General features: G+C 75.1%; 7 protein-coding genes. 4 read left to right on the top strand and 3 right to left on the bottom strand.

Annotated elements, in window-relative coordinates; translation table 11 throughout:
• Window positions 1-38: 38 nt before the first annotated feature.
• Together ACZ4UX_RS20965 and ACZ4UX_RS20960 are read right to left on the bottom strand one after the other, a co-directional pair.
• Window positions 39-14381 carry a type I polyketide synthase gene (locus ACZ4UX_RS20965; RefSeq protein ID WP_465707767.1) on the bottom strand — a complete coding sequence of 4781 codons (14343 nt, stop codon included), beginning with the start codon at window positions 14379-14381 and terminating at the stop codon, window positions 39-41.
• A gap of 406 nt (window positions 14382-14787) precedes the next feature.
• A complete protein-coding gene (locus ACZ4UX_RS20960) occupies window positions 14788-15468 on the bottom strand; it encodes a DUF1707 domain-containing protein (RefSeq protein WP_329490239.1) in 681 nt (226 codons plus the stop codon).
• A 298-nt stretch (window positions 15469-15766) separates the two neighbouring features.
• Between ACZ4UX_RS20960 and ACZ4UX_RS20955 the strand changes: the two genes are divergently transcribed.
• The 4 genes from ACZ4UX_RS20955 to ACZ4UX_RS20940 all read left to right on the top strand — a co-directional run bounded on the left by ACZ4UX_RS20955 (window position 15767) and on the right by ACZ4UX_RS20940 (window position 19283).
• The gene (locus ACZ4UX_RS20955) at window positions 15767-16753 is read left to right on the top strand and encodes a methyltransferase (protein WP_465707766.1); all 987 of its coding nucleotides are present in this window, start codon (window positions 15767-15769) and stop codon (window positions 16751-16753) included.
• Between the two features lie 246 nt (window positions 16754-16999).
• Window positions 17000-17419, top strand: coding sequence for an XRE family transcriptional regulator (locus tag ACZ4UX_RS20950; RefSeq protein WP_329490229.1), 420 nt, complete (start codon window positions 17000-17002; stop codon window positions 17417-17419).
• Window positions 17420-17653: 234 nt separating this feature from the next.
• Window positions 17654-18061, top strand: coding sequence for a ParH-like protein (locus tag ACZ4UX_RS20945; protein WP_380382303.1), 408 nt, complete (start codon window positions 17654-17656; stop codon window positions 18059-18061).
• Window positions 18054-19283 carry an MAB_1171c family putative transporter gene (locus ACZ4UX_RS20940; RefSeq protein ID WP_465707765.1) on the top strand — a complete coding sequence of 410 codons (1230 nt, stop codon included), beginning with the start codon at window positions 18054-18056 and terminating at the stop codon, window positions 19281-19283. The genes ACZ4UX_RS20945 and ACZ4UX_RS20940 overlap by 8 nt, the downstream gene beginning before the upstream one ends.
• Before the next feature lie 199 nt (window positions 19284-19482).
• Here the strand turns inward: ACZ4UX_RS20940 and ACZ4UX_RS20935 are convergent, their stop codons facing one another.
• The gene (locus ACZ4UX_RS20935) at window positions 19483-21747 is read right to left on the bottom strand and encodes a tetratricopeptide repeat protein (protein ID WP_465707764.1); all 2265 of its coding nucleotides are present in this window, start codon (window positions 21745-21747) and stop codon (window positions 19483-19485) included.
• Window positions 21748-21837: the final 90 nt, after the last annotated feature.

The raw sequence follows: 21837 nt of genomic DNA, 5'->3' as shown, positions 1-21837 counted from the left end.
TACGTCACCTCGTCGAAGAAGTCGCGGCGTTGGCCGAGTCAGTGGATTCCGAGTTCTTTGCCGATGAAATCGAAGACTTCGTCGTCGGTTGACGATTCGAGCTTCTCCGCAACTCCGGTCTCGGCGGTCTGTGCCCGAGCCTCCTTCCACTTGGAAAGGACGACTTCGAGGCGGTTCGTGATCAGCGTGGATTCGTCGTCGCCGGCGAGTGCGGCGAGCATGCCCTCCAGCTTGTCCAGTTCGGCCAGCACGGGCTGGGCCGGACTGGTCTCCTCGGTCAGACCGGCCCGCAGGTGGTCGGCGAGCGCGGCCGAGGTGGGGTAGTCGAACAGCAGGGTGCTGGGCAGGCGCAGGCCGGTGGCCGCGCCCAGCCGGTCGCGCAGTTCGACGGCGGTCAGCGAGTCGGCTCCGAGGTCGTTGAAGGCCCGGTCGGCCTCGACGGACTCGATGCTCGGGTGTCCCAGGACGGCGGCGGCCTCGGTCCGGACCAGGTCGGTCAGCAACCGGTCCTGTTCCACCCGGGGCAGTTCCGCCAGCTGCTGTGCCAGCGCGTTCCCGGCCGGCGACTCGGCCGGACCGGTGTCGCCGCCCTTCCCGGCCAGCACCTCGACGACCTCGGGCAGGCTCTCGATCAGCGGGCTGGGCCGGCGCAGCGTGAACGGCGGCGCGAAGCGCGCCCAGTCCACGTCCACGACCGTCATCATCGGGTCGCGGCCGTCGAGCACCTGGGCCAGCGCCCGGATCGCCTGGTCGGGGTCGATCAGGCGCAGACCGCGGCGGGTCATCTGGGCCGCGCCCTCCGCGTCGGTCATTCCGCCGCCGCCCCACGGGCCCCAGGCCACCGAGGTGGCGGCCAGGCCCCGGGCCAGCCGGTTCTCCGCCAGCGCGTCCAGGTAGGAGTTGGCGGCGGCGTAGCCGGCCTGGAGACCACTGCCCCAGGTGGCGGCGATGGAGGAGAACAGGACGAACGCGTCCAGCTCCAGACCGGCCGTCAGCCGGTCGAGGCTGGCGGCGCCCGCGGCCTTGGCGGCCAGGACCGTCGCCAGTTCCTCCACCGAGACGTCGTCCAGCGCGGTCGCCTGCGCCAGACCGGCGGCGTGCATGACCGCGGTCAGCGGCGGGCCGCCCGCACCGATCCTGGCGATCACCCCGGCCAGCGCGGCGTCCTCGGCCGCGTCGCAGGCGAAGACGTCGACCTGGGCGCCGATCGTCGCCAACTCGGCGGCCAGCGCGGCCGTTCCCGCCGCTCCGGCGCCGGACCGGCTGGTCAGGACGAGCCGCTTGGCGCCCCGGCCGGCCAGCCAGCGCCCGACGTGGCCGCCGATCGCGCCGGTCCCGCCGGTGATCAGTACGGTGCCGCGCGGCACGAACTGCCCCGCGCCGTCGCGGGGTCGCGGGGCCCGGGTGAGCCGGCGGCCGAAGATCCCGGCCGGCCGGATCGCGACCTGGTCCTCGCCGCACTCGGCGAGCACCGCGCAGAGCCGCGCCGCGGCCTGCTCGTCGAACTCGGCCGGGAGGTCGATCAATCCGCCGCCGTGGTCCGGGTGTTCCAGGGTGGCGACCCGGCCGAGGCCCCAGCTCTGGGCCTGCACCGGGCTGGTCGGCGCCTCGTCCGGCGTGGCACCGACCGCACCGCGGGTGAGCGCCCACATCGGGGCGTGGACGCCCTGGAGGATGAGGGCCTGGATCAGGGTCTGGGTCCCGGCGAGGCCGTTCGCCAGCACCGGGTGACCGGGCAGCGGCGTCTCGTCCAGGGCCAGCAGGGACACGACGCCGGCGACTCCGGCCTCGGGCAGGGTCGCGGCGATCCGCTCGGCCATCCGCTGCGGGTCGGTGGTCTCCGTGGTCACCATGGTGACCACCTCCGCGCCCCGGGCGGCGAGCGCCCGCGCACAGTCCCGCGTCAGCTCCTCCTCGACCTGGTCGGGCGTGACCACCAGCAGCCAGTGCCCGGCCAGCTCCGCCGGGGCGGGGTCAGCCACCGGCGCCCAGCCGACCCGGTACCGCCAGTTCGCGGTGACCGAGCGGTCCTGCGCCCGGCGGCGCCAGGACGCCAGGGCGGGCAGTACCTCGGCGAGCTGCCGCTGGTCCTCGATCGCCAGGGTGTCCGCGAGCCGGCCCAGGTCCCCGCCGTCGACGGCGGACCAGAACTGCGCCTCGGCGGCCGTGCCGGTACCGTCCCCGCCGGCGTTCGGCGGGGTCTGCACGCCCTTGGGCCAGTACCGCTGGTGGCGGAACGCGTAGGTGGGCAGCTCGACCGGCGTACCGGTCGGCAGCACCGAACTCCACTCGACCGCAGCACCGTTGACGTACGCGCGGGCGAGCCCCGCCAGCAGGCTCGTGACGCTCTCGTCGGTCCGCCGCTGGAGCGGGACGAAGACCGCCCCCTCGCTCCCGCTACCGGCCGCGATGTCCGGGCCGAGTGAGGAGAGCGACCCGTCCGGGCCGACCTCGACGAACACCGAGACACCCTGACGGGCCAGCGTCGCCACCGCGTCCGCGAAGCGCACCGCCTGGCGGGTCTGCGCCGGCCAGTAGCCCGCCTCGGGCTCGGTGACCAGTTCACCCGAAAGCGCGCCCGCCCACATCAGGTTCGGCCGATGGTACTCCAACCCGGCCGCGACGGAGGTGAGTTCGTCGAGCACCGGGTCCATCGCCGGCGAGTGGAAGGCGTGCGACACCCGCAGCCGCCGCACCCGGCGACCCCGCTCCCGCCACAGCTCCACCACGTGGTCCACCGCGTCGGCCTCACCCGAAACCACCACAGAATCCGGGCCGTTGACCGCCGCGATCACCACCCCGGGCACCAGCTCGGCCAGCACCTCGGCCTCCGGCGCGTTCACCGCAGCCATCGCCCCGCCCGCCGGCAGCGCCTGCATCAACCGCGCCCGCGCCGCCACCAGCCGCACCGCGTCCGGCAGCGACAGCACCCCGGCCACATAGGCGGCCGCGACCTCACCCACCGAATGACCCACCACCGCGTCCGGCGTCACACCCGCGGCCGCCAGCACCGCTGCGACACCGACCTCGAAGGCGAACAGACCGGCCTGCGCGTACAGCGTCTGCTGCGCCAGCGCCTCGTCCACGCCCTCGGCGCCCAGGACCACGTCCCGGACCGAGACGCCCAACTCCAGCTCCAGCAGCCCGCACACCCGGTCGAAGACCTCGGCGAAGACCGCACTGCCCTCGTACAGCCCCCGGCCCATCCCGACCCACTGCGAACCCTGACCGGCGAAGACCAGACCCACCCGGGCACCCGGCCGCGCCACACCCGACACCACCGAGGCCGAAGACGCCCCGGCGGCCAGGCTCCGCAGGCCACCCAGCAGTTCGGCCGGCCCGGTGCCCAGCACGACCGCCCGGTGCTCGAACGCCGAGCGCGTCGCCGCCAGCGACCACGCGACGTCCGCCAGGTCCACCGACGGCCGCGCCGCCACCCAGTCGTGCAGCCGCTCCGCCTGGGCCGTCAGCCCCTCGGCCGTCCGGCCGGAGACGAGCCACGCACCGGCGCCCGACACCACCGGCGCCACGTCGAGGTCTTCGGGTGCCTCCTCCGCCCCGACGGCCGCCGGCGCCTCCTCGACGATGACGTGCGCGTTGGTGCCGCTGATCCCGAACGCCGACACACCGGCCCGGCGCGGGCGGTCCCCGGCGGGCCACGGCACCGGCTCGGCCAGCAGCCGCACCTCACCCGCCGACCAGTCCACGTGCGGCGAGGGCTCGTCCACGTGCAGGGTCCTCGGCAGCTCCTCGTGCTGGAGCGCCAGCACCATCTTGATCACCCCGGCCATACCGGCGGCGGCCTGGGTGTGCCCGATGTTGGACTTCACCGACCCCAGCCACAGCGGCTGCTCCCCGGCCCGCTCCTGGCCGTAGGTGGCCAGCAGGGCCTGCGCCTCGATCGGGTCCCCGAGCGGGGTGCCCGTGCCGTGCGCCTCCACCACGTCCACGTCGGCGGCGGTCAGCCCGCCACTGGCGAGCGCGGCGCGGATCACCCGCTGCTGCGAGGGACCGTTCGGTGCCGTCAGACCGTTGGAGGCGCCGTCCTGGTTGATCGCCGAACCGCGCACCACCGCGAGCACCCGGTGCCCGTTGCGGCGGGCGTCGGAGAGCCGCTCCAGCACCACCATGCCGGCGCCCTCGCCCATGCCCATGCCGTCGGCCGCGGCCGAGAACGCCTTGGAGCGGCCGTCCGCCGCCAGTCCGCGCTGCCGGGCGAAGCCCACCATCTCCCACGGCGTCGCCATCACGGCGACGCCGCCGACCAGCGCCAGCGAGCACTCGCCCGACCGCACCGACCGGGCGGCCGTGTGCAGCGCCACCAGCGAGGACGAGCAGGCCGTGTCCACCGTGAGCGCCGGGCCCTCCAGGCCCAGGACGTAGGAGACCCGGCCGGAGATGATGCTGGTCGCGTTGCCGGTCACCAGGTGGCCCTCGACCTGCGCGGCGCCGTCCTGGCCGCCGAGCTGCATGCTGGCCAGCGCGTAGTTCGACGAGTAGCCGCCGATGAACACTCCGGTGCGCGAGCCGCTCAGCGAGGCCGGGTCGAGTCCGGCGGACTCCAGGGCCTCCCAGGACAGTTCGAGCATCAGCCGCTGCTGCGGGTCCATCGCCAGCGCCTCGCGCGGGCTGATCCCGAAGAAGCCCGCGTCGAAGCTGCTCGCCTGGTGCAGGAAGCCGCCCTCCCGCGCGTAGCTGGTCCCGGCGTGCGACGGATCGGGGTCGAAGAGCGCCTCCGCGTCCCAGCCGCGGTCCTGCGGGAGGCCGGAGATGCCCTCGCCGCCCACCGCCAGCAGGTCCCAGAGCTGCTCCGGGGTGTCGAGCCCGCCGGGGAACCGGCAGCTCATCGCCACTATGGCGACCGGCTCGTCGTCGGAGACGGCGGCCGTCGGCACGGCCCGCGCCGACGCGTGCCCGGCCAGGGCGCCGAGCAGCTCCGTCCGCAGGTGCTCGGCGAGCACCGTCGGGGTGGGGTAGTCGAACATCAGCGTCGTCGGCAGCCGCAGCCCGGTCGCGGTGGCGATCCGGTTGCGCAGCTCGACCGAGGTCAGCGAGTCGAAGCCCAGCTCGCTGAAGGCACGCCCGGCCTCGACGTCGTCGGAGCTCGCGTGCCCGAGCACGGCGGCCGCCTCGTCGCGGATCGTGTCCACCAGGATCCGGTCCTGCTCGGCCCGCGACAGGCCGCTCAGGCTCCGGGCCAGCTCGCCCTCGGCCTGCGGTCCGCCGGCGCTCTCGGTGCGCTGCGCCGCCTTCAGCCGCTGGGCGTCCGGCAGGGCGCGCAGGAACGGCACGTCCAGGATCTGGGCCTGGCCGGGCGCGGCCGCGAAGGCGGGCCAGTCCAGGTCCATGACGGTCAGCACGGTGTCCGGGCCGGCCAGCACGCCGCCCAGGGCCTTGACCGCGAGCTCGGGGTCCATCAGGACCTCCCAGCGGTTGCGGCGCAGCCGCTGCCGCGCCGCCTCGCTGCCGCCGGACACGCCCTCGCCGGCCCAGGGGCCCCAGGCCACCGAGCGGGCGGGCAGGCCGCGGGAGCGCCGGTGCTCCGCCAGCGCGTCCAGGAAGGCGTTGGCGGCCGAGTAGTTGGCCTGGCCCGCGCCGCCGAAGGTGGCGGCGGCCGAGGAGAACAGCACGAACGCGTCGAGGTCCAGGTCCGCGGTGAGCTCGTCGAGGTGGACGGCGCCGGCGGCCTTGGGCGCGAGGGCACTGGCCAGCCGGTCGTTGTCGAGGCCGTCGAGGACGCCGTCGTCGAGCACACCGGCGGTGTGCAGGACGGCGGTCAGCGGCGGGCCGCCCGCGGCGATCCGGTCGATCACCCCGGCGAGGTCGGCGCGCTCCGCGCTGTCGCAGCAGCTGATCTCGACGTCCGTCCCGGCGGCCGCCAGGACCGCGGCCAGGGCCACGGCGCCCCGGGCGGCGGCTCCGGAGCGGCTGGCCAGCACGATCCGCTCGGCGCGGCCGGCCAGCCAGCGGGCCACGTGCCCGCCGACCGCGCCGGTCCCGCCGGTGATCAGCACGGTGCCGCGCGGCGTCCAGTCCGGGCCGGGCGCGGGCTGCGGGGCCCGGGTCAGGCGGCGGCCGAGGATCCCGGCGGGGCGGATCGCCACCTCGTCCTCACCGCAGCCGGCGAGGACGGTGCACAGGCGGCTCGCCGCCCGGTCGTCGAGCACGGCGGGCAGGTCGATCAGACCGCCCCAGCGGTCCGGCTGTTCCAGGAAGACGACCCGGCCGAGGCCCCAGACCTGCGCCTGCACGGGGTTGGTCAGCGGGTCGCCCGGGCCGGTGGCGACCGCCCCGGAGGTGAGCGTCCACAGCGGGGCGGTGATCGCGGCGTCGGCCAGTGCCTGCAGCAGGGCCAGGCCGGCGGCCAGGCCGGCCGGCACCACGGGCCGCTCCGCGAGCGGTGTCTCGTCCAGGCCGAGCAGTGACACCACGCCGGTCACGCGCGGCGCGGCCTCGTCGGTGGCGTCGCGCAGCGCCCGGGCGAGGTCGGCGGCCAGCGGCTCGCGCCGGGCCGTCCCGGTCTCGACCTCGACGACCTCGACCCGGGCACCCCGCGCGGCCAGCGCGCGGACGCACGCCTCGACGAGGTCCGCGGTGCGGCCGGTGCGGTGCGCCGGGACGGCCACCAGCCAGGTGCCGGCCGGCTTGGCCGGGGCCGGGTCGGTGACGGGGGCCCAGGCGACCCGGTAGCGCCAGGCGCCGGTGACGTCCCGGTCCCGTTCGCGGCGCCGCCAGGACGCCAGCGACGGGAGCACCTCGCCGAAGGAGCGCTGTCCGTCCACGGCGAGCGTGTCGGCGAGCTGCTGGAGGTCGCCGCCCTCGACGGCGGCCCAGAACCGGGCCTCGGCCTCCGACGACGTGCCGTCCCCGCCGGCCGCGACCGGCGCGGCCGCGCGGGAGCCGGTGAGCCAGTACCGCTGGTGCTGGAAGGCGTAGGTGGGCAGGTCGGTGCGCCGCCCGGCGGGCAGGACCCTGCGCCAGTCGACGGGTGTGCCGCCGACGTGCACCTGGGCGAACGCCGCGAGCAGTCGGCGCGGGCCGCTGTTCTCGCGGTCCAGCGTCCCGGTGATCACCGGGGCGCCGGCCGTGCCCAGGTCCTCGATCGTGTCGGCGATCCCGGTGGTCAGCACCGGCTGCGGGGAGACCTCGACGAAGGTCCGGTTCCCGGCCGCGGCCAGCTCCCGGACCGCCTCGTCGAAGCGGACCGTGCGGCGGACGTTGGCGAACCAGTAGCCGGCGTCCAGCTCCGGGCCGTTCATCCAGCGGCACTCGACCGTGGAGAACAGCGGGACCCGCCCGGCCCCCGGCCGGATCCCCGCCAGCCGCTCGGTCAGCACGCCTTCCAGTTCCTCGACCCCGGCCGAGTGCGCCACGAAGTCGGTCACCGGGATCGGCCAGCGCATCACCCGCCGGGCCGCCAGCTCGGCGCCGAACTCCGCCAGCGCCTCGGTCTCGCCGGAGACCACGGTGGCGGCGGGCCCGTTCACCGCGGCGACCGCCAGCCGGTCGCCCCACGGGGCCAGCACCTCGCGCACCGCCGCGACGGGCATGACGACCGACAGCATCCCGCCGCCGGTGCCGAGCCCGGACAGCGCCCGGCTGCGGACCGCCACCACCTCGGCCGCGTCCTCGAGCGTCAGGATCCCGGCCACCGTCGCGGCCGCGATCTCGCCCTGCGAGTGGCCGACCACCGCGCCCGGGGTGACGCCCGCGGCCTCCCAGACGGCGGCCAGCGACACCATCACCGCCCACAGCGCCGGCTGGACGACATCGGCGCGGTCCAGCGCGGGCGCGCCGTCCGCACCGGCCAGCACCTCGGTCAACGACCAGTCGACGTGCGGGGCCAGGGCCCGCTCGCACTCGGCGAGCCGGCCCGCGAACACCGGCGAGACCGCCAGCAGCTCCCGGCCCATGCCCTCCCACTGGGCACCCTGCCCGGGGAAGACGAAGACCGCCTCGCTCGCCTCGGTGGCCGCGCTCGTGCCGGCGACCACCCCGGGGGCGCGCTCCCCGGCGGCCACCGCGGCCAGGCCCTCGGCCAGCTCGGCGCGGTCGGTGCCGGTCACCACGGCCCGGTACTCGTACACCGAGCGGGTCGCCGCCAGCGACCAGGCCACGTCCGCCGGGTCCAGCCCGGGCCGGGCCGCCAGGTACTCGCCCAGCCGGGCCGCCTGCCGGCGCAGACCGTCCGCCGTCCGCCCGGACACCACCCAGGCGCCGGCGCCGGGGGCGTCGAAGAGGGCCGGGGCCGGGTCGTCCCCGGTGGGCACCTCGACGGCCGCCGGCTCGGGGGCCTCCTCCAGGATCAGGTGGGCGTTGGTGCCGCTGACCCCGAAGGAGGACACCCCGGCCCGGCGCGGCCGTCCGTCCGTCTCCCACGGCCGCGACTCCGTGAGCAGCCGGACGTCCCCGGCCGACCAGTCCACGTACGGCGAGGGCTCGTCCGCGTGCAGCGTGGCCGGCAGGTTCCTGTGCTGCAGCGCCAGCACCATCTTGATCAGACCGCTGACACCGGCCGCGCCCTGGGTGTGACCGATGTTGGACTTCACCGACCCCAGCCACATCGGCCGGCCCTCCGGCCGGTCCTGGCCGTAGGTGGCGATCACCGCCTGGGCCTCGATCGGGTCGCCGAGCACCGTGCCGGACCCGTGCGCCTCGACCACGTCCACGTCGGCGGTGGTCAGCCCGGCGTCGGCCAGGGCCGCCCGGATCACCCGCTGCTGCGAGGGGCCGTTGGGCGCGGTCAGACCGTTCGACGCGCCGTCCTGGTTCACCGCGGAACCGCGTACCACGGCCAGCACCGGGTGCCCGTTGCGGCGGGCGTCGGAGAGGCGCTCCAGCACCACCATGCCCGCGCCCTCGGCGATGCCCATGCCGTCCGCCCCGGCCGAGAACGACTTCGACCGGCCGTCGGGGGACAGCCCCCGCTGCTTGCTCACCCAGACGAAGAGGTCCGGGGTGGAGGCGATGAACGCGCCACCGGCGAGCGCCAGCGAGCACTCGCCCGAACGCAGCGCCTGACTGGCCAGGTTGACCGCGACCAGGGCCGACGAGCAGGCCGTGTCGACGGTGACCGCGGGGCCCTCCAGGCCGAAGGTGTAGGCCACCCGGCCGGAGAGCACGCTGGTCGTGGTGCCCGTCAGCAGGTGCGCCTCCAGGCCCTCCGAGGCGTCCGGCCCGACCAGGCCGTACCCCGCGTAGCTCGCACCCGCGAACACGCCGGTGCGGCTGCCGCGCAGCGCCGCCTGGGAGATGCCGGCCCGCTCCAGGGCCTCCCAGGAGGTCTCCAGCAGGAGCCGCTGCTGCGGGTCCATGGCCAGCGCCTCGCGGGGGCTGATGCCGAAGAAGCCGGCGTCGAACTCGGCCGCGTTGTAGACGAATCCGCCCTGACGCACGTACGCCGTGCCGGGGTTCTCCGGGTCCGGGTCGTAGAGGCCGTCCAGGTCCCAGCCGCGGTCCTGCGGGAAGGCACCGATCGCGTCCGTGCCCGAGTCGAGGATCTCCCAGAGCTCCTCCGGGCTCCGCACCCCGCCGGGGAAGCGGCAGCCCATGCCGACGATGACCACCGGGTCGTCGTCCGCCGCCGCCCGGCCGGTGACGGCGACCGCACCGGCGTTCGCGGTCCGGTCGCCCAGCAGCTCGGTCCGCAGGTAGCCGGCCAGCACCACCGGACTCGGGTAGTCGAAGAGCAGCGTGGCGGGCAGCTTGAGGCCGGTGGCGGCGCCCAGCCGGTTGCGGAGCTCGACGGCGGTCAGCGAGTCGAAGCCCAGCTCGCTGAAGGCCCGGCCGCTGCCGATGGCCTCCGGCGAGGAGTACTCCAGCACCGCGGCGGCCTCGGCCCGGACCAGGGTGACCAGCGTGCGGTCCTGCTCGGCGGCCGGCAGGTCGGCCAGCTGCCGGCGCAGGGGCGTGCCGGCCTCCCGGTCGACGGCCGGGTCGGGCCCGTCGCCGGCCAGCGCCCCGGCGACCTCGGGCAGGTGCTCGATCAGCGGGCTGCGCCGGCGCAGCGTGAACGGCGGGGCGAACCGCGCCCAGTCCACGTCGACGACCGTCGTCAGTGCCTCGCCGCCGTCCAGGATCCGGGCCAGCGCGCGGGTGGCCGGGTCGGGGCCCAGCAGCCGCAGACCGCGCCGCTCCAGCTGGGCCGCGTCGTCCCCGGAGCCCATCGCGCCGACGCTCCACGGGCCCCAGGCCACCGAGGTGGCGGCCAGGCCCCGGGCCAGCCGGCGCTCCGCCAGGGCGTCCAGGGAGGCGTTGGCGGCGGAGAAGCCGGGCTGCTGGCCACCGCCCCAGACGGCGGCGACCGAGGAGAACAGGACGAAGGCGTCGAGGTCCAGGTCGGCGGTCAGCTCGTCCAGCCACCGCGCGGCCTCCGCCTTGACCGCGAGCACGGCGGCGAGGTCCGCGAGGCCGAGGTTCTCGACCGGCTGGTTGTCGATGGCCTCCGCGAGGTGCAGGACGGAGGACAGCGCGGATCCGGTCGTGGCGATCCGGTCGAGCAGGCCGGCCAGCTCGGACCGGTCGGCCGCGTCGCAGGCCAGCACGTCCACCCGGGAGCCCCGGGCGGCCAGTTCGGCCGCCAGCGCGGCGACACCGGGAGCGGCGGGGCCCGCGGCGCTGCTCAGCACCAGCCGGGACGCACCGCGGTCGGCCAGCCAGCGGGCGACGTGCCCGCCGATGGCGTCGGTGCCGCCGGTGACCAGGGCGGTGCCGCCCGGCGTCCAGTCCCGGCCCGCCTTGGGCTGCGGCGCGCGGGTCAGGCGACGGCCCAGCACACCGGTCTGCCGGATGGCGACCTGGTCCTCGCCGCAGCCGGCCAGCACGGCGGCCAGCTGGGTGCCCGCCCGGTCGTCCAGCACCTCGGGCAGGTCGATCAGACCGCCCCAGCGGTCGGGGTGTTCAAGTGCGACGACCCGGCCGAGGCCCCAGACCTGGGCCTGCGCCGGACCGGCCGGCACCTCGCCCGGCGTGGCCGCGACGGCGCCGCGGGTGGCGACCCAGAGCGGCGCGGCCACCCCGGCGTCGCCGAGGGCCTGGACGAGCGCGAGCGTCGTGCCGAGGCCGGTGGACACCGCCGGGTGGGCCGGCAGGGGGGTCTCGTCGATCGCCAGCAGCGACAGCACGCCGGACAGCTCCCCGCCGTCCGGCAGCGCCTCGGCGAGCAGTGCGGCGAGGTCCGCCCGGTCGACCGTCCCGGCCGGGACGTCGAGGGACACCGCCTCGGCGCCGCGGGCGGTCAGGGCCGCCGTGCACTGCCGGGCCAAGGCCTCGTCGGCGGTGCCGCTCAGGGTGACGACCAGCCAGCGACCGACGGGCGCGCCGGCGGACTGCTCCGTCACCGGGGCCCAGGTCACCCGGTAGCGCCAGGCCTCCGTCACCGAGCGGTCCCGCTCCCGGCGGCGCCAGGACGCCAGTGCGGGCAGCACCTCGGCGAGGCGCTGCTGGTCCTCGATCGCCAGGGTGTCCGCGAGCCGGGCCAGGTCGCCGCCCTCGACGGCGGCCCAGAACTCCGCTTCCGCCGCCGCGCCGGAGCCGTCCCCGCCGACGGTGACGGTCCGGGCCGGGGCCTGGAGCCAGTACCGCTGGCGCTGGAAGGCGTAGGTCGGCAGCTCCACCACCTCGGCTGCGGGCAGCACGACCTTCCAGTCCACCGACAGGCCGCCGACGTAGGCCTGGGCGAGTGAGGTGAGGAGGCGGGAGGCGCCCGCGTTGTCACGCTCCAGCGTGCCCACCGTCAGGACGTCGGCGACACCGGCGTCCTCGGCCGTCTCCGCCACCGCCGCCGTCAGCACCGGGTGCGTGGAGACCTCGACGAACGAGCCGTAACCACCGCCCAGCAGCGTGCGGACGGCCTCCTCGAAGCGGACCATCCGCCGCAGGTTCGCGAACCAGTAGGCCGCGTCGACCTCGGTACCGGACAGCCACTCGCCCGTCACCGTCGAGATCATCGGAACACGACCCGCCCGCGGGACGACCCCGGCCAACTCCGCCGCCAGCACCGCCTCCAACGGCTCCACCGCCGGCGAATGCGCCACGAAGTCCGTCGCCGGAATCCGCCACCGCAGCACCTTGCGCGAGGCCAACTCGCGCTCGAACTCCGACAAGGCCTCCGGCTCACCCGACACCACCACCGCAGCAGGGCCGTTGACTGCGGCGACCGACAGGCGCTCGCCCCAGCCCTCGACGATCTCCCGCACCGCCTGCGACGGCATCACCACCGACACCATCGAACCCTGCACCGACAAACTCGTCAGCGCCCGAGCCCGCACCGCCACCACCCGCGCGCCGTCCTCCAGGGACAGCATCCCCGCGACCGTCGCCGCGGCGATCTCACCCTGCGAGTGACCCACCACCGCATCGGGCGTGACGCCCGCGGCCTCCCAGACCGCCGCCAGCGACACCATCACCGCCCACAGCACCGGCTGCACCACATCTGCCGCGTCCAGAGCGGGCGCACCCGGCGCACCCGCCAGAACCTCACTGAGCGACCACGGCACGTGCGGCGCCAGCGCCGCCTCGCACTCCGCGAGACGCGCCGCGAACACCGGACTGCACAAGGCCAGTTCACGGCCCATGCCAACCCACTGCGCACCCTGACCCGCGAACACGAACGCCGTCCGACCACCCGAACGGGCAATACCCGACACCACCCCGGCCGCACCCGACCCGGCCACCAGGCTGCCCAGCCCGGACACCAGCTCCTCACGACCGCCACCGACCACGACCGCCCGGTGCTCGAACACCGACCGCGTCGCCGCCAACGACCACGCCACGTCCACCGGATCCACCGACGGCCGCGCCGACACCCACTCCCGCAGGCGATCCGCCTGACCCGCAAGCGCCTCCGACGACTGCGCCGACACCGGCCACGCCACCGGCCCGGCCGGCTCCAGCACCGCCACCACCCCGGCCTCACCGGCCGGCTCGTCCAGGGCGTCCGCCTCGTCCGCGTCCTCACCGGAGGGCTCGTCCGTCCCCGTGGACTCGCCGTCCGCGGTCGGGGCCTCCTCCAGGATGATGTGGACGTTGGTACCGCTCATCCCGAACGACGACACGCCGGCCCGGCGCACGTGCTCGCCGGTCGGCCAGGCCGCCGCCTCGTTGAGCAGCCGGACCTCCCCGGCCGCCCACTCCACGTGCGGCGTCGGCACGTCCGCGTGCAGCGTCGCGGGCAGCTGCTCGTGCTGGAGGGCCAGCACCATCTTGATCACACCGGCCACACCGGCGGCCGCCTGGGTGTGCCCGATGTTCGACTTCACCGAGCCCAGCCACAACGGCCGGCCCTCGGTCCGCTCCTGACCGTAGGTGGCGATCAGCGCCTCGGCCTCGATCGGGTCGCCCAGCGTGGTCGCCGAACCGTGCGCCTCCACCACGTCGACCTCGTCGGCGCGGACCCCGGCGTTCGCCAGCGCGGCCCGGATCACCCGCTGCTGCGCCGGACCGTTCGGCGCGGTCAGGCCGTTCGACGCACCGTCCTGGTTGGCCGCCGAACCACGCATCACAGCCAGCACCCGGTGCCCGTTGCGCCGGGCGTCCGACAGCCGCTCCACGACGAGCACGCCGACGCCCTCGGCCCAGCCGGAGCCGTCCGCCGACTCGGCGAAGGACTTGCAGCGCCCGTCCACCGACGTCCCGCGCTGGCGGGAGAAGCCCACGAAGACGGACGGGCTGGAGATCACCGTCGCGCCGCCGACCAGCGCCAGCGAGCACTCACCGGAGCGCAGTGACTGGGCGGCCAGGTGCAGCGAGACCAGCGACGAGGAGCAGGCGGTGTCGACCGTGACGGCCGGGCCCTCCAGGCCGAGGGTGAACGCCACGCGCCCCGAGGTGACGCTGGTCGCGATGCCGGTGAGGAGGTGGCCCTCCGAGCCGCCGGTCTGCACCGCCGGGTCCGTGCCGTAGCCCTGGGTGTAGGCGCCGGCGAACACGCCGGTCCGGCTGCCGCGCAGCGAGGCGGCGTCGATGCCCGCCTGTTCGAGCGCCTCCCAGGACACCTCCAGCAGCAGGCGCTGCTGCGGGTCCATCGCGACCGCCTCGCGCGGCGAGATGCCGAAGAAGCCCGCGTCGAACTCGGTGGCGTCGTACATGAACCCGCCGTGGCGCGCGTACGAGGTGCCGGGGTGGTCCGGGTCGGGGTCGTAGAGGTTCTCCAGGTCCCATCCGCGGTCCTGCGGGAACGGGCCGATCGCGTCGGTCCCCTCGGCCAGGAGCCTCCACAGCTCCTCGGGGCCCTGAACCCCGCCGGGGAAGCGGCAGCCCATGCCGACGATCGCGATCGGCTCCTGGTTCCGCTCCTCGACCTCAGCCAGGCGACGGCGGACCTGGCGCAGATTAGCCGTCACGAGCTTGAGATAATCGCGGAGCTTTTCTTCGTTCGCCATGTGAATTCCGCCATCCCTGCTTGCCGAGGATATGCCAGTTCTGATCTGCACAGCCGCGGTGCGGGATTACCGCGGAAATTAGGCAAAATCGAGAGTTCTCAATACCTGCAAATGATCGAGCCCACCATCAACAGGAACGTATCCAGCCCCTGTTGGGCGGCGCAACGTGGCAGTTGAACACTTGAACCACGCCCGGGAATCGAGGAATCCAGCACTCGTTCCACCGGTGCGCGCGGGTACCGGACACCATTGAATACCATCGCCCGGCTATTCAGGTCCAGGGCGATGCGTGCGCGCTCGCACACCTTCCTCGCACAACGCAAGGGGCGGTGGCCGGCTCCTCCGAGCCGACCACCGCCCTCACCGGGACCATCGCCCCTCGCCGGACCGCGGTCCGACCGCTACCTCAGAGCGCGCTCTCCCCGCGCATCCACTGCCCGAGCGTCCGCCTCGGGTACCGCACCACCACGTCGCCGCCGCGTACCCGCCCGGTCACGTTCACCCGGAGCTCGGTCGGCTCGTTCCACGCCGCCTTGGGCACGCGGACCTTGAGGTCGCCCACCCCGACGGCCAGGTCGTGGGTCGCCACCACGATGCCGGGCCTGACCACGATGACCAGGTCACCGCCGATGCTCAGGTAGACGTCGAGGTCGAGCGTGTCGTGAGTGATCACCGCCTGGGTGAAGTCGAGCTTGACGTCGCCCCCGTGCATGCGGACGTCCAGCCGGCGCGGGACCTCCCAGGGCCCGGACCGGCGCAGGGTGCCGAAGCGCTGGTTGATCTCCACGATGTCCTTGCCCGGCGGGCCCGTCCGCACCGGGGGCGCGGGAACGGGCGCGGGCGCGGGGACGACCGGAGCGAGGGGGGCGACCGGCAGATCGCGGGTCAGCCCGGCCAGTTCACCGAAGGTGCGGGCGTTCAGCGCCACCGTGAGGCGCTCGTCGAGTTCCTCGGCCGTGAGCCGGCCGTCCGCCGCGGCGTCGCGGAGGATCTCGACGACCTCGTCCCGGTCGGCGTGCGAAGCCCTGATGTCCTCCGCGGACACGTCCCCGGCCTTGCGACCGTTCGACGCCGTGTCATCCGTCATGTCTCCGGCCTGATCCTTCTCTGGGGAGTCACCTCGAATCGACGGTACATGACACCGGTTTGTCCCTTCGACCGCAAGCGGGACATTCGGCCGTGTTCAACTGGTGGCCCCCGCGCGCCGGACCGGATCCCCGGGCGCCGCCCGGCCTCGAACTCCCGTCTCAGGGCGGGGCAGTTGAACGACGCGACGCACGGCGCCTCCCCGCATTACCGTCGGCCGAACGAACCGTCATGCGCAACCTGCCGTCTAAGCCTAGGAAGTGAACGGGGCCATGGAAACGTCGCTGGTGAGTCTTGTCATGGGATCCTTGACGTCCGCGACGGTCGGCGCCGCGGCTCGGCTGGGTGTGGCCGACGCCCTCGCGGACGGACCGGCCACGGCCGCCGAACTGGCCAAGGCCGTCGACGCGGACCGCGACGCCCTGGTCTCCCTGATGACGGCCCTGACGGCGCTGGGGATCTTCGCCCGGGACGAGGACGGCCGCTACACCAACTCGCCCCAGTCCGAGCTGCTCCGCACCGACCACCCCGACTCGATGCGGCACCTGACCGCGCTGCTCTGCGGCCTCTACGCCCAGGCCGCCGCCGGCGGCCTCGCCGAGGCGGTCCGGACCGGCACCTCGGTCATGCCCCACGCCTTCGGCGTGCCGCTCTACGAGTACCTGGAGAAGGACCCCGAGACCGCGCGGATCTTCGACCTCGCGATGCAGGACTGGGCCCGGCCGATCGGCAAGATCCTGGCGGAGCACGTCCCGTTCGAGGACGTCCGCACGGTGATCGACGTCGGCGGCGGCAACGGCACGCTCCTCAAGGCGATCCTCACCGCCCACCCGCACCTCGAGGGCGTCTGCGTGGACCGTCCGGACACCTGTCGGCGGGCCGAGGCCGAACTCCGCGCCTCGGGCGACGCGGACCTCGCCGGGCGACTCACCTACCGCCCCGCCGACATCCTCCGCGAGGTGCCCGAGGGCGGCGACCTCTACATTCTCAAGAACGTCCTCCACGACTGGAGTTCCGAGAGCGGCATCCAGATCCTCGGCAACATCCGCCGCGCCATGAGCGCCGGCGCCGACGGCTCCCCGACCCTCCTGGTCATCGACCCCCTCGCGGAGCACGACTCCGGCGCCGCCTTCCGCAACGTCATCAAGATGATCGTCGGCGAGCCCAACACCCGCGAGCGGACCGAGGCCGACATGCGCCGCGAAGCCGCCGCCGCCGGCCTCCAGGTCGTCTCGCTCACCCCCTGCCCCGCCGACCTCACCGTCACCACCTGCACCCTCGCCTGACCGTCCCCCCGGCCCGTTGGGCCGCCTCCCCGGGGAGGCGGCCCAACGGGCCGTCCCGGCCTCATCCCCTGCAACCCGACGACCACGGCGCGAGCGGAGTGACGGACTCCGGACCCGCTCCGGCAGGAGGCTGCTCTCCGGGCCGGTGCCCCGCGTGGGGGAGCAACTAGACTGGGGGCTCGGTTCGCGAGAGGTCGATCCGCGCACGGACGACGCGTGCGCCCGGGGTGAGGGAAGAGGTGTGCCGTGCCCGATGCGGACTCCGGTGCGTCCACGCTCGCGGCGAAGCTGGACCGGCTGTTCGACGTGGTCCGCCGTCCCGACCGTGAGCCGTACAGCCACGAGGAGGTCGCCCGGGCCTGTCGGGAGGCGACCGGCGAGAGCTTCTCGGCGACGTACCTCTGGCAGCTCCGGACCGGCCGCCGGAACAACCCGACGAAGCGTCACCTCGAGGCGCTGGCGCAGTTCTTCCAGGTGCCGCCGACGTACTTCTTCGACGACCGGCAGAGTGCCAGGATCGCCGAGGAGCTGGCGCTGCTCGGTGCGCTGCGCAACGCGGGCGTACGGGACGTGGCGCTGCGCGCGGTGACGCTCTCCCCCGAAGGGCTCGGCACGATCAGCGACATGATCGAGGCGATCGCCCGCCGCGAGGCCGGCGGCCGGTAGCTGCCGCGGCGGCTCCGAGATGGTGAAGCGGATTCCCTCGGCGTTGCCGCGTCCGTAGTATCACCTCCCGGTCGACCGCCAGGGGGGCGAATCGTGGGGTATCCGGGTGGGGTTGAGCAGGGGCTCTGGCAGCGATGTCGGGGGGTCGCGGAGTCGATACCGATTCCGGAACCGTTCGGCATACCGGCGCTGACCGAGGCGCTCGCCGTGCGGCGCGGCAGACCCATCGAACTGATGCCGCTCTCCGGTCCGGAGCACTCGCCGTGCGGCGTGCTGATCACCACCGACCGGGCGGACTACATCGGTTATCCGGCCGACACCACGGCGCTGCACCAGCAGCACATCGTGCTGCACGAGATCGGCCACCTGCTCTGCGGGCACACCGGCGGCCCCGGGGCCGCCCCGGCCGTGTCGCCCGCGCTGACGACGCTGCTGCCGGAGGACCTGGTGCGCCGGGTGCTCGGCCGGTCCGGCTACACGCAGCGGATGGAGCAGGAGGCGGAGCTCGTCGCCTCCCTCGCGCTACAACGCGCGCTGCACCGGCCGCGCTCCACCGCCGTCGGCCAACTCGCCGACCAGGTCGTCCGGTTACGGTACGTGTTCGGCCGGCCGCTGCGGCCCGGCGCGGCCCGCCGTGGGTGATCAGCTGGCCAACGCCGCTGGGTACCTCGCCGGTGCGGTCGCACTGCTGGGCACGGTCTGGAAGATCCTGATGGACCGGGGACGCCGGTCCGATCCGGCGCTCCACCACGGCTACGCCTGCGGGGCGCTGATCGGCGCGGGGATGGCGGTGAGTGCCCCCGCCACCGGTCCGGCGCTGGCCGCCCTGCTCCCCGATCCGAGCCACCTCACCCTGCTGGCCGACCAGTTGAAGGTCGCTGCCTCCGGCGCGCTGGCCACGATGGCGTACTCCACCCGGCCGGCCGCGGCGGCGCGGCGCGCGGTGCGGCGGCAGACCGCCCTCACGGCCGGCACCGTCCTGCTGGGCGTCGCCCTCTTCCTCGCCGCCTCGCCCGTCCGACGGGGCGCCGAGGTCGGCGTCGACGCCGCGGGCCGGCCCGTCCTGGCGGCCTACGTCACGTTGTTCGCCCTCCACACCGCGTGGTGCCTGGCGGTCTTCGGCTTCCTGATCGGGCGCTGTGCGCGGTGCCTGCCGCGCGGAGTCCTCCGGCTGGGCCTGCGCCTGATGGCACTGAGCGCGCTGGCGGGCCTGCTGTGGACCGCGGACACCCTGCACGACCTGGCGAACATCCTCGCCACGGGCCACGAGAACGGCGCGGAGAGCAGGATGTCCGCGCTGGCGGGCGCCGTCTGCGTGACGCTCGGCTTCGCCGGTGCGACCGCGTCCGGCTGGGCGGACTGGGCCGGACGCGTCCGGGCCTGGCACGATCACCGCAGGCTCGGTCCGCTCTGGTCGGCGATGCGGACGGCGCTACCGGAGATCGAACTCGCCGCCCAGACCGGGCTGTTCGGCGCTGCCGGCGGGCCCCGTCGCCGCGACATCCAGTTCGCGCTGTACCGGCGGATCATCGAGATCCGGGACGGCCAGCTCGCCCTCCGTCGCCATCTGCATCCCGAGGTGCGGCACTGGGTGGCGGAGGCCGTCGGCCCCGCCGAAGCGGAGGAGCTGGCGGCCGTGGTGGAGGCGGCCGCCATCGCGGCCGCCCTGGAGGCGGCCCGGGCCGGGCACCGGTTCGCCGGGCACCCCGGCGAGGGGTGCGTGCCCCACCCGGTGGCGGCGGGCATCCACGAGGAGGCGGCCTGGCTGGTCCGGGTGGCCGCCGCCTACACCGGCTCGCCCGCCGTGGCGCACGTCCGCGCCCGGGTGCGCGACGAGCTGGGCCGCGCCGCGCTCCGGCACTGACGGCATGGGGCCGCCCCGCCGCCCGGCGTCTGCGGCGGGGCGGCGGGGCGACATCGGTGGGCGGGGCGGCATCGGCGGCCGGGGCGGCATCGGCGGGCCCGCTCAGGAACGGGCCGAACCAGGAACGGGCCGGATCAGGAACGGGCCGGATCAAGAACTGGCCCGCTCAGGAACGGCCCCGGCGCAGACCCCGCCCCGCTCAGACCCGGGCCAGGTCGGGCATCAGCTCGTACACCTGCTCCGCGGACCCGGGGTCGGCCGCCAGGCAGGCGAGCAGGTCGGCCCTGGCGGTGTCCGCCCGGTCGAGCCCGATCAGGCAACGGGCCCGCTGCAAGCGGGCGTCCACGTCCTCGGTCGCGCCGAGCACCTCGTCGAGCAGCCCGAGGGCCTCGCCGTAGCGCCCGGCGTCGTGGTGGACCACGGCCAGGTTGAACCGCATGCCCGGGTCCGCCGAGAGCTCGACCGCACGGGCCAGGTCGGCGCTCGCGCCGTCCAGGTCGCCCTCCTCGTAGCGGAGTTCCCCGAGCAGGGCCCACGCCTGGGCGTACTCGGGGTCGGCGGCGAGCGCGGCCCGCCAGGCCTCGGACGCCGCCGCGGGGTCGCCCTCGGCCGCCAGCAGCTGCCCCTTCAGGCACAGGAGTTGCGGGCTGTCCGGAGTCGCCGCCAATCCGGTCCCGACCTCGCCCAGGGCGCGTTCGTGCTCGCCCGCCTCGAACAGCAGGGCGGCCCGGTTGAGCCGGGCGTCGGCGAACGCCGGGTCCAGCTCCAGTACGTAGCCGAAGTCCGCCGCGGCCGCCTCGGTCTCGCCGAGCTCGGCCAGCACGTCGGCCCGGTTGAAGTACGCCTCCGGGAAGGGCGGCGACAGCCGGATGGCGCGGTCGTAGTCGGCCAGCGCCTGCTCCGGACTGCCGAGGTCGCGCCAGAGCATGCCCCGGTCGAAGTAGTACTCGGCGTAGTTGGGGTCGCACTCGATCACCGCCGTGTAGTCGGCGACGGCGTCGGTGTGGCGGCCCAGGCCCGCGTACACCTGGGCGCGGTTGTAGCGCAGCACGGAGCGGTGCAGCGCGTGCTCGTGCTCCTCCAGGGTCTCGTCGAGCCGGGCGATGCAGGCGTCGAGCAGCTCCAACGCGGCGTCCAGGCGGCCCTGGTGGACCTCGATCAGCGCGAGGCCGTTGCGGTTGAACACGACCCGCGCCTCCCGCTCCTTGGGTTCGGGGTGCCACTTCGCGAAGGCGATCGCCTGGTTGACCCAGCTCCGGGCCAGCTGGTGGTCGCGCCGGTCCGCGCCGAAGTGCCGGGTGTGGAGCATGGCCGTGGCGTACGCGGCCTGCATGTGGACCTCGGGCGAGGAGCTGAGCGCCCGGGCCTCGTCGTACAGCGGCAGCGCCTGCTCGGCGAGGCCGAGCGCGGCGAAGGAGGTGGTCATCTTGGTGGTGAAGGCCCACCAGTGGGTGGGGTGGCTCTCGTGGGTGACCAGCCGCCGGCCGCGCTCGCCGAGGTCCAGGACGGCGTGGTAGTAGCCGAGGTCCATGCAGTGGTCGAGCGCGTGGCGCAGCGTGTCCGCCCCGACGCCGGACGGGTCGCTGCCGTGCTCCGCGTGCCAGGCGATGGCGCCGAGCCGCAGCGAGGACTCCCCGGCCGTCTCCAGCTCGGCCCGTCGCAGGTCGTGCAGCCGGGCGCGCTCGGTGGGCGGCAGGGCCAGGTAGGCGGCGAGCTCGTCCGGGTCGTCGCCCACGCCGTCCCCGTCGATGTGCCGGCGGCCGAGCACGGCGGCCGACGGCGTCCCGGCCGGGCCTCCTTCGCTCACCGCACCCGCCGGCCGCCCCTCGTCCGGCGCGACGCCCTCCCCCGCCGGGACGACCACCGAGGCAACCACCGGGGCGACCACCGTGCAGTACGCGGCCAGCGCGGTCGGCAGGTCCTCGCTGCCGAGGCCGGCCGGGCTCGCGGGCGGCTCGGCGCCGGTGGTGACCACCACGGTGAGCAGCGCGGGATCGACGCGCCGCAGCAGGACGGCGAGGAACTCGGCGTCCGTGGGGTCGGCCGCGTGGGCGTCGTCGACGATCAGCGTGCGCGGGGCGGAACCGGCCGCGCGCAGGTACGCCTCCAGGAACTCGACCAGGCCGTGGGCGATCCGCAGGGTGCGCAGCGCCGAGTAGAAGCGGGTGCGCTCCTTGGGCACTGCGAGCGAGGTCAGCGTCTCCCGGGTGGCCGGCACCAGGTCGCGCAACTCCGGTGTGGTGGAGAGGATCTCGATGTCGTGCCCGGTGACGGCCTCGGGGCAGCGGGCGAGCGCGTCCGGGACGATCGCCCGCAGGATCGCGCCGACGGCGGTGTAGGGCCCCCGGAGCCGGCGGTTGGCGTTCACCAGGGCGAGCACGGGCGGCAGGTCGAGCCGCTCGCGGGCGTCGGCGCGGGCGGGTCGCCCGGCGGCGCGGACCCAGTAGTGGCGGTGCTCGGCCATGACACAGCTGCCTTTCGTGCGGTGGCGCAGGAGAGAGGGGTCGGTTCGGGCGTCGGGCCGGGGCGGCGAGCCGCGCACGGGCGGGGGCGG

The sequence above is a fragment of the Kitasatospora sp. NPDC028961 genome (assembly GCF_055564815.1).
This window is presented reverse-complemented; position numbering and strand designations above follow the sequence as displayed.

Bases quoted from the DNA above. Each gene is read 5' to 3' on its own strand.
- ACZ4UX_RS20965 (WP_465707767.1), bottom strand. From the start codon at position 14,381: ATGGCGAACGAAGAAAAGCTCCGCGATTATCTCAAGCTCGTGACGGCT.
- ACZ4UX_RS20960 (WP_329490239.1), bottom strand. From the start codon at position 15,468: ATGACGGATGACACGGCGTCGAACGGTCGCAAGGCCGGGGACGTGTCC.
- ACZ4UX_RS20955 (WP_465707766.1), top strand. From the start codon at position 15,767: ATGGGATCCTTGACGTCCGCGACGGTCGGCGCCGCGGCTCGGCTGGGT.
- ACZ4UX_RS20945 (WP_380382303.1), top strand. From the start codon at position 17,654: ATGCCGCTCTCCGGTCCGGAGCACTCGCCGTGCGGCGTGCTGATCACC.
- ACZ4UX_RS20935 (WP_465707764.1), bottom strand. From the start codon at position 21,747: ATGGCCGAGCACCGCCACTACTGGGTCCGCGCCGCCGGGCGACCCGCC.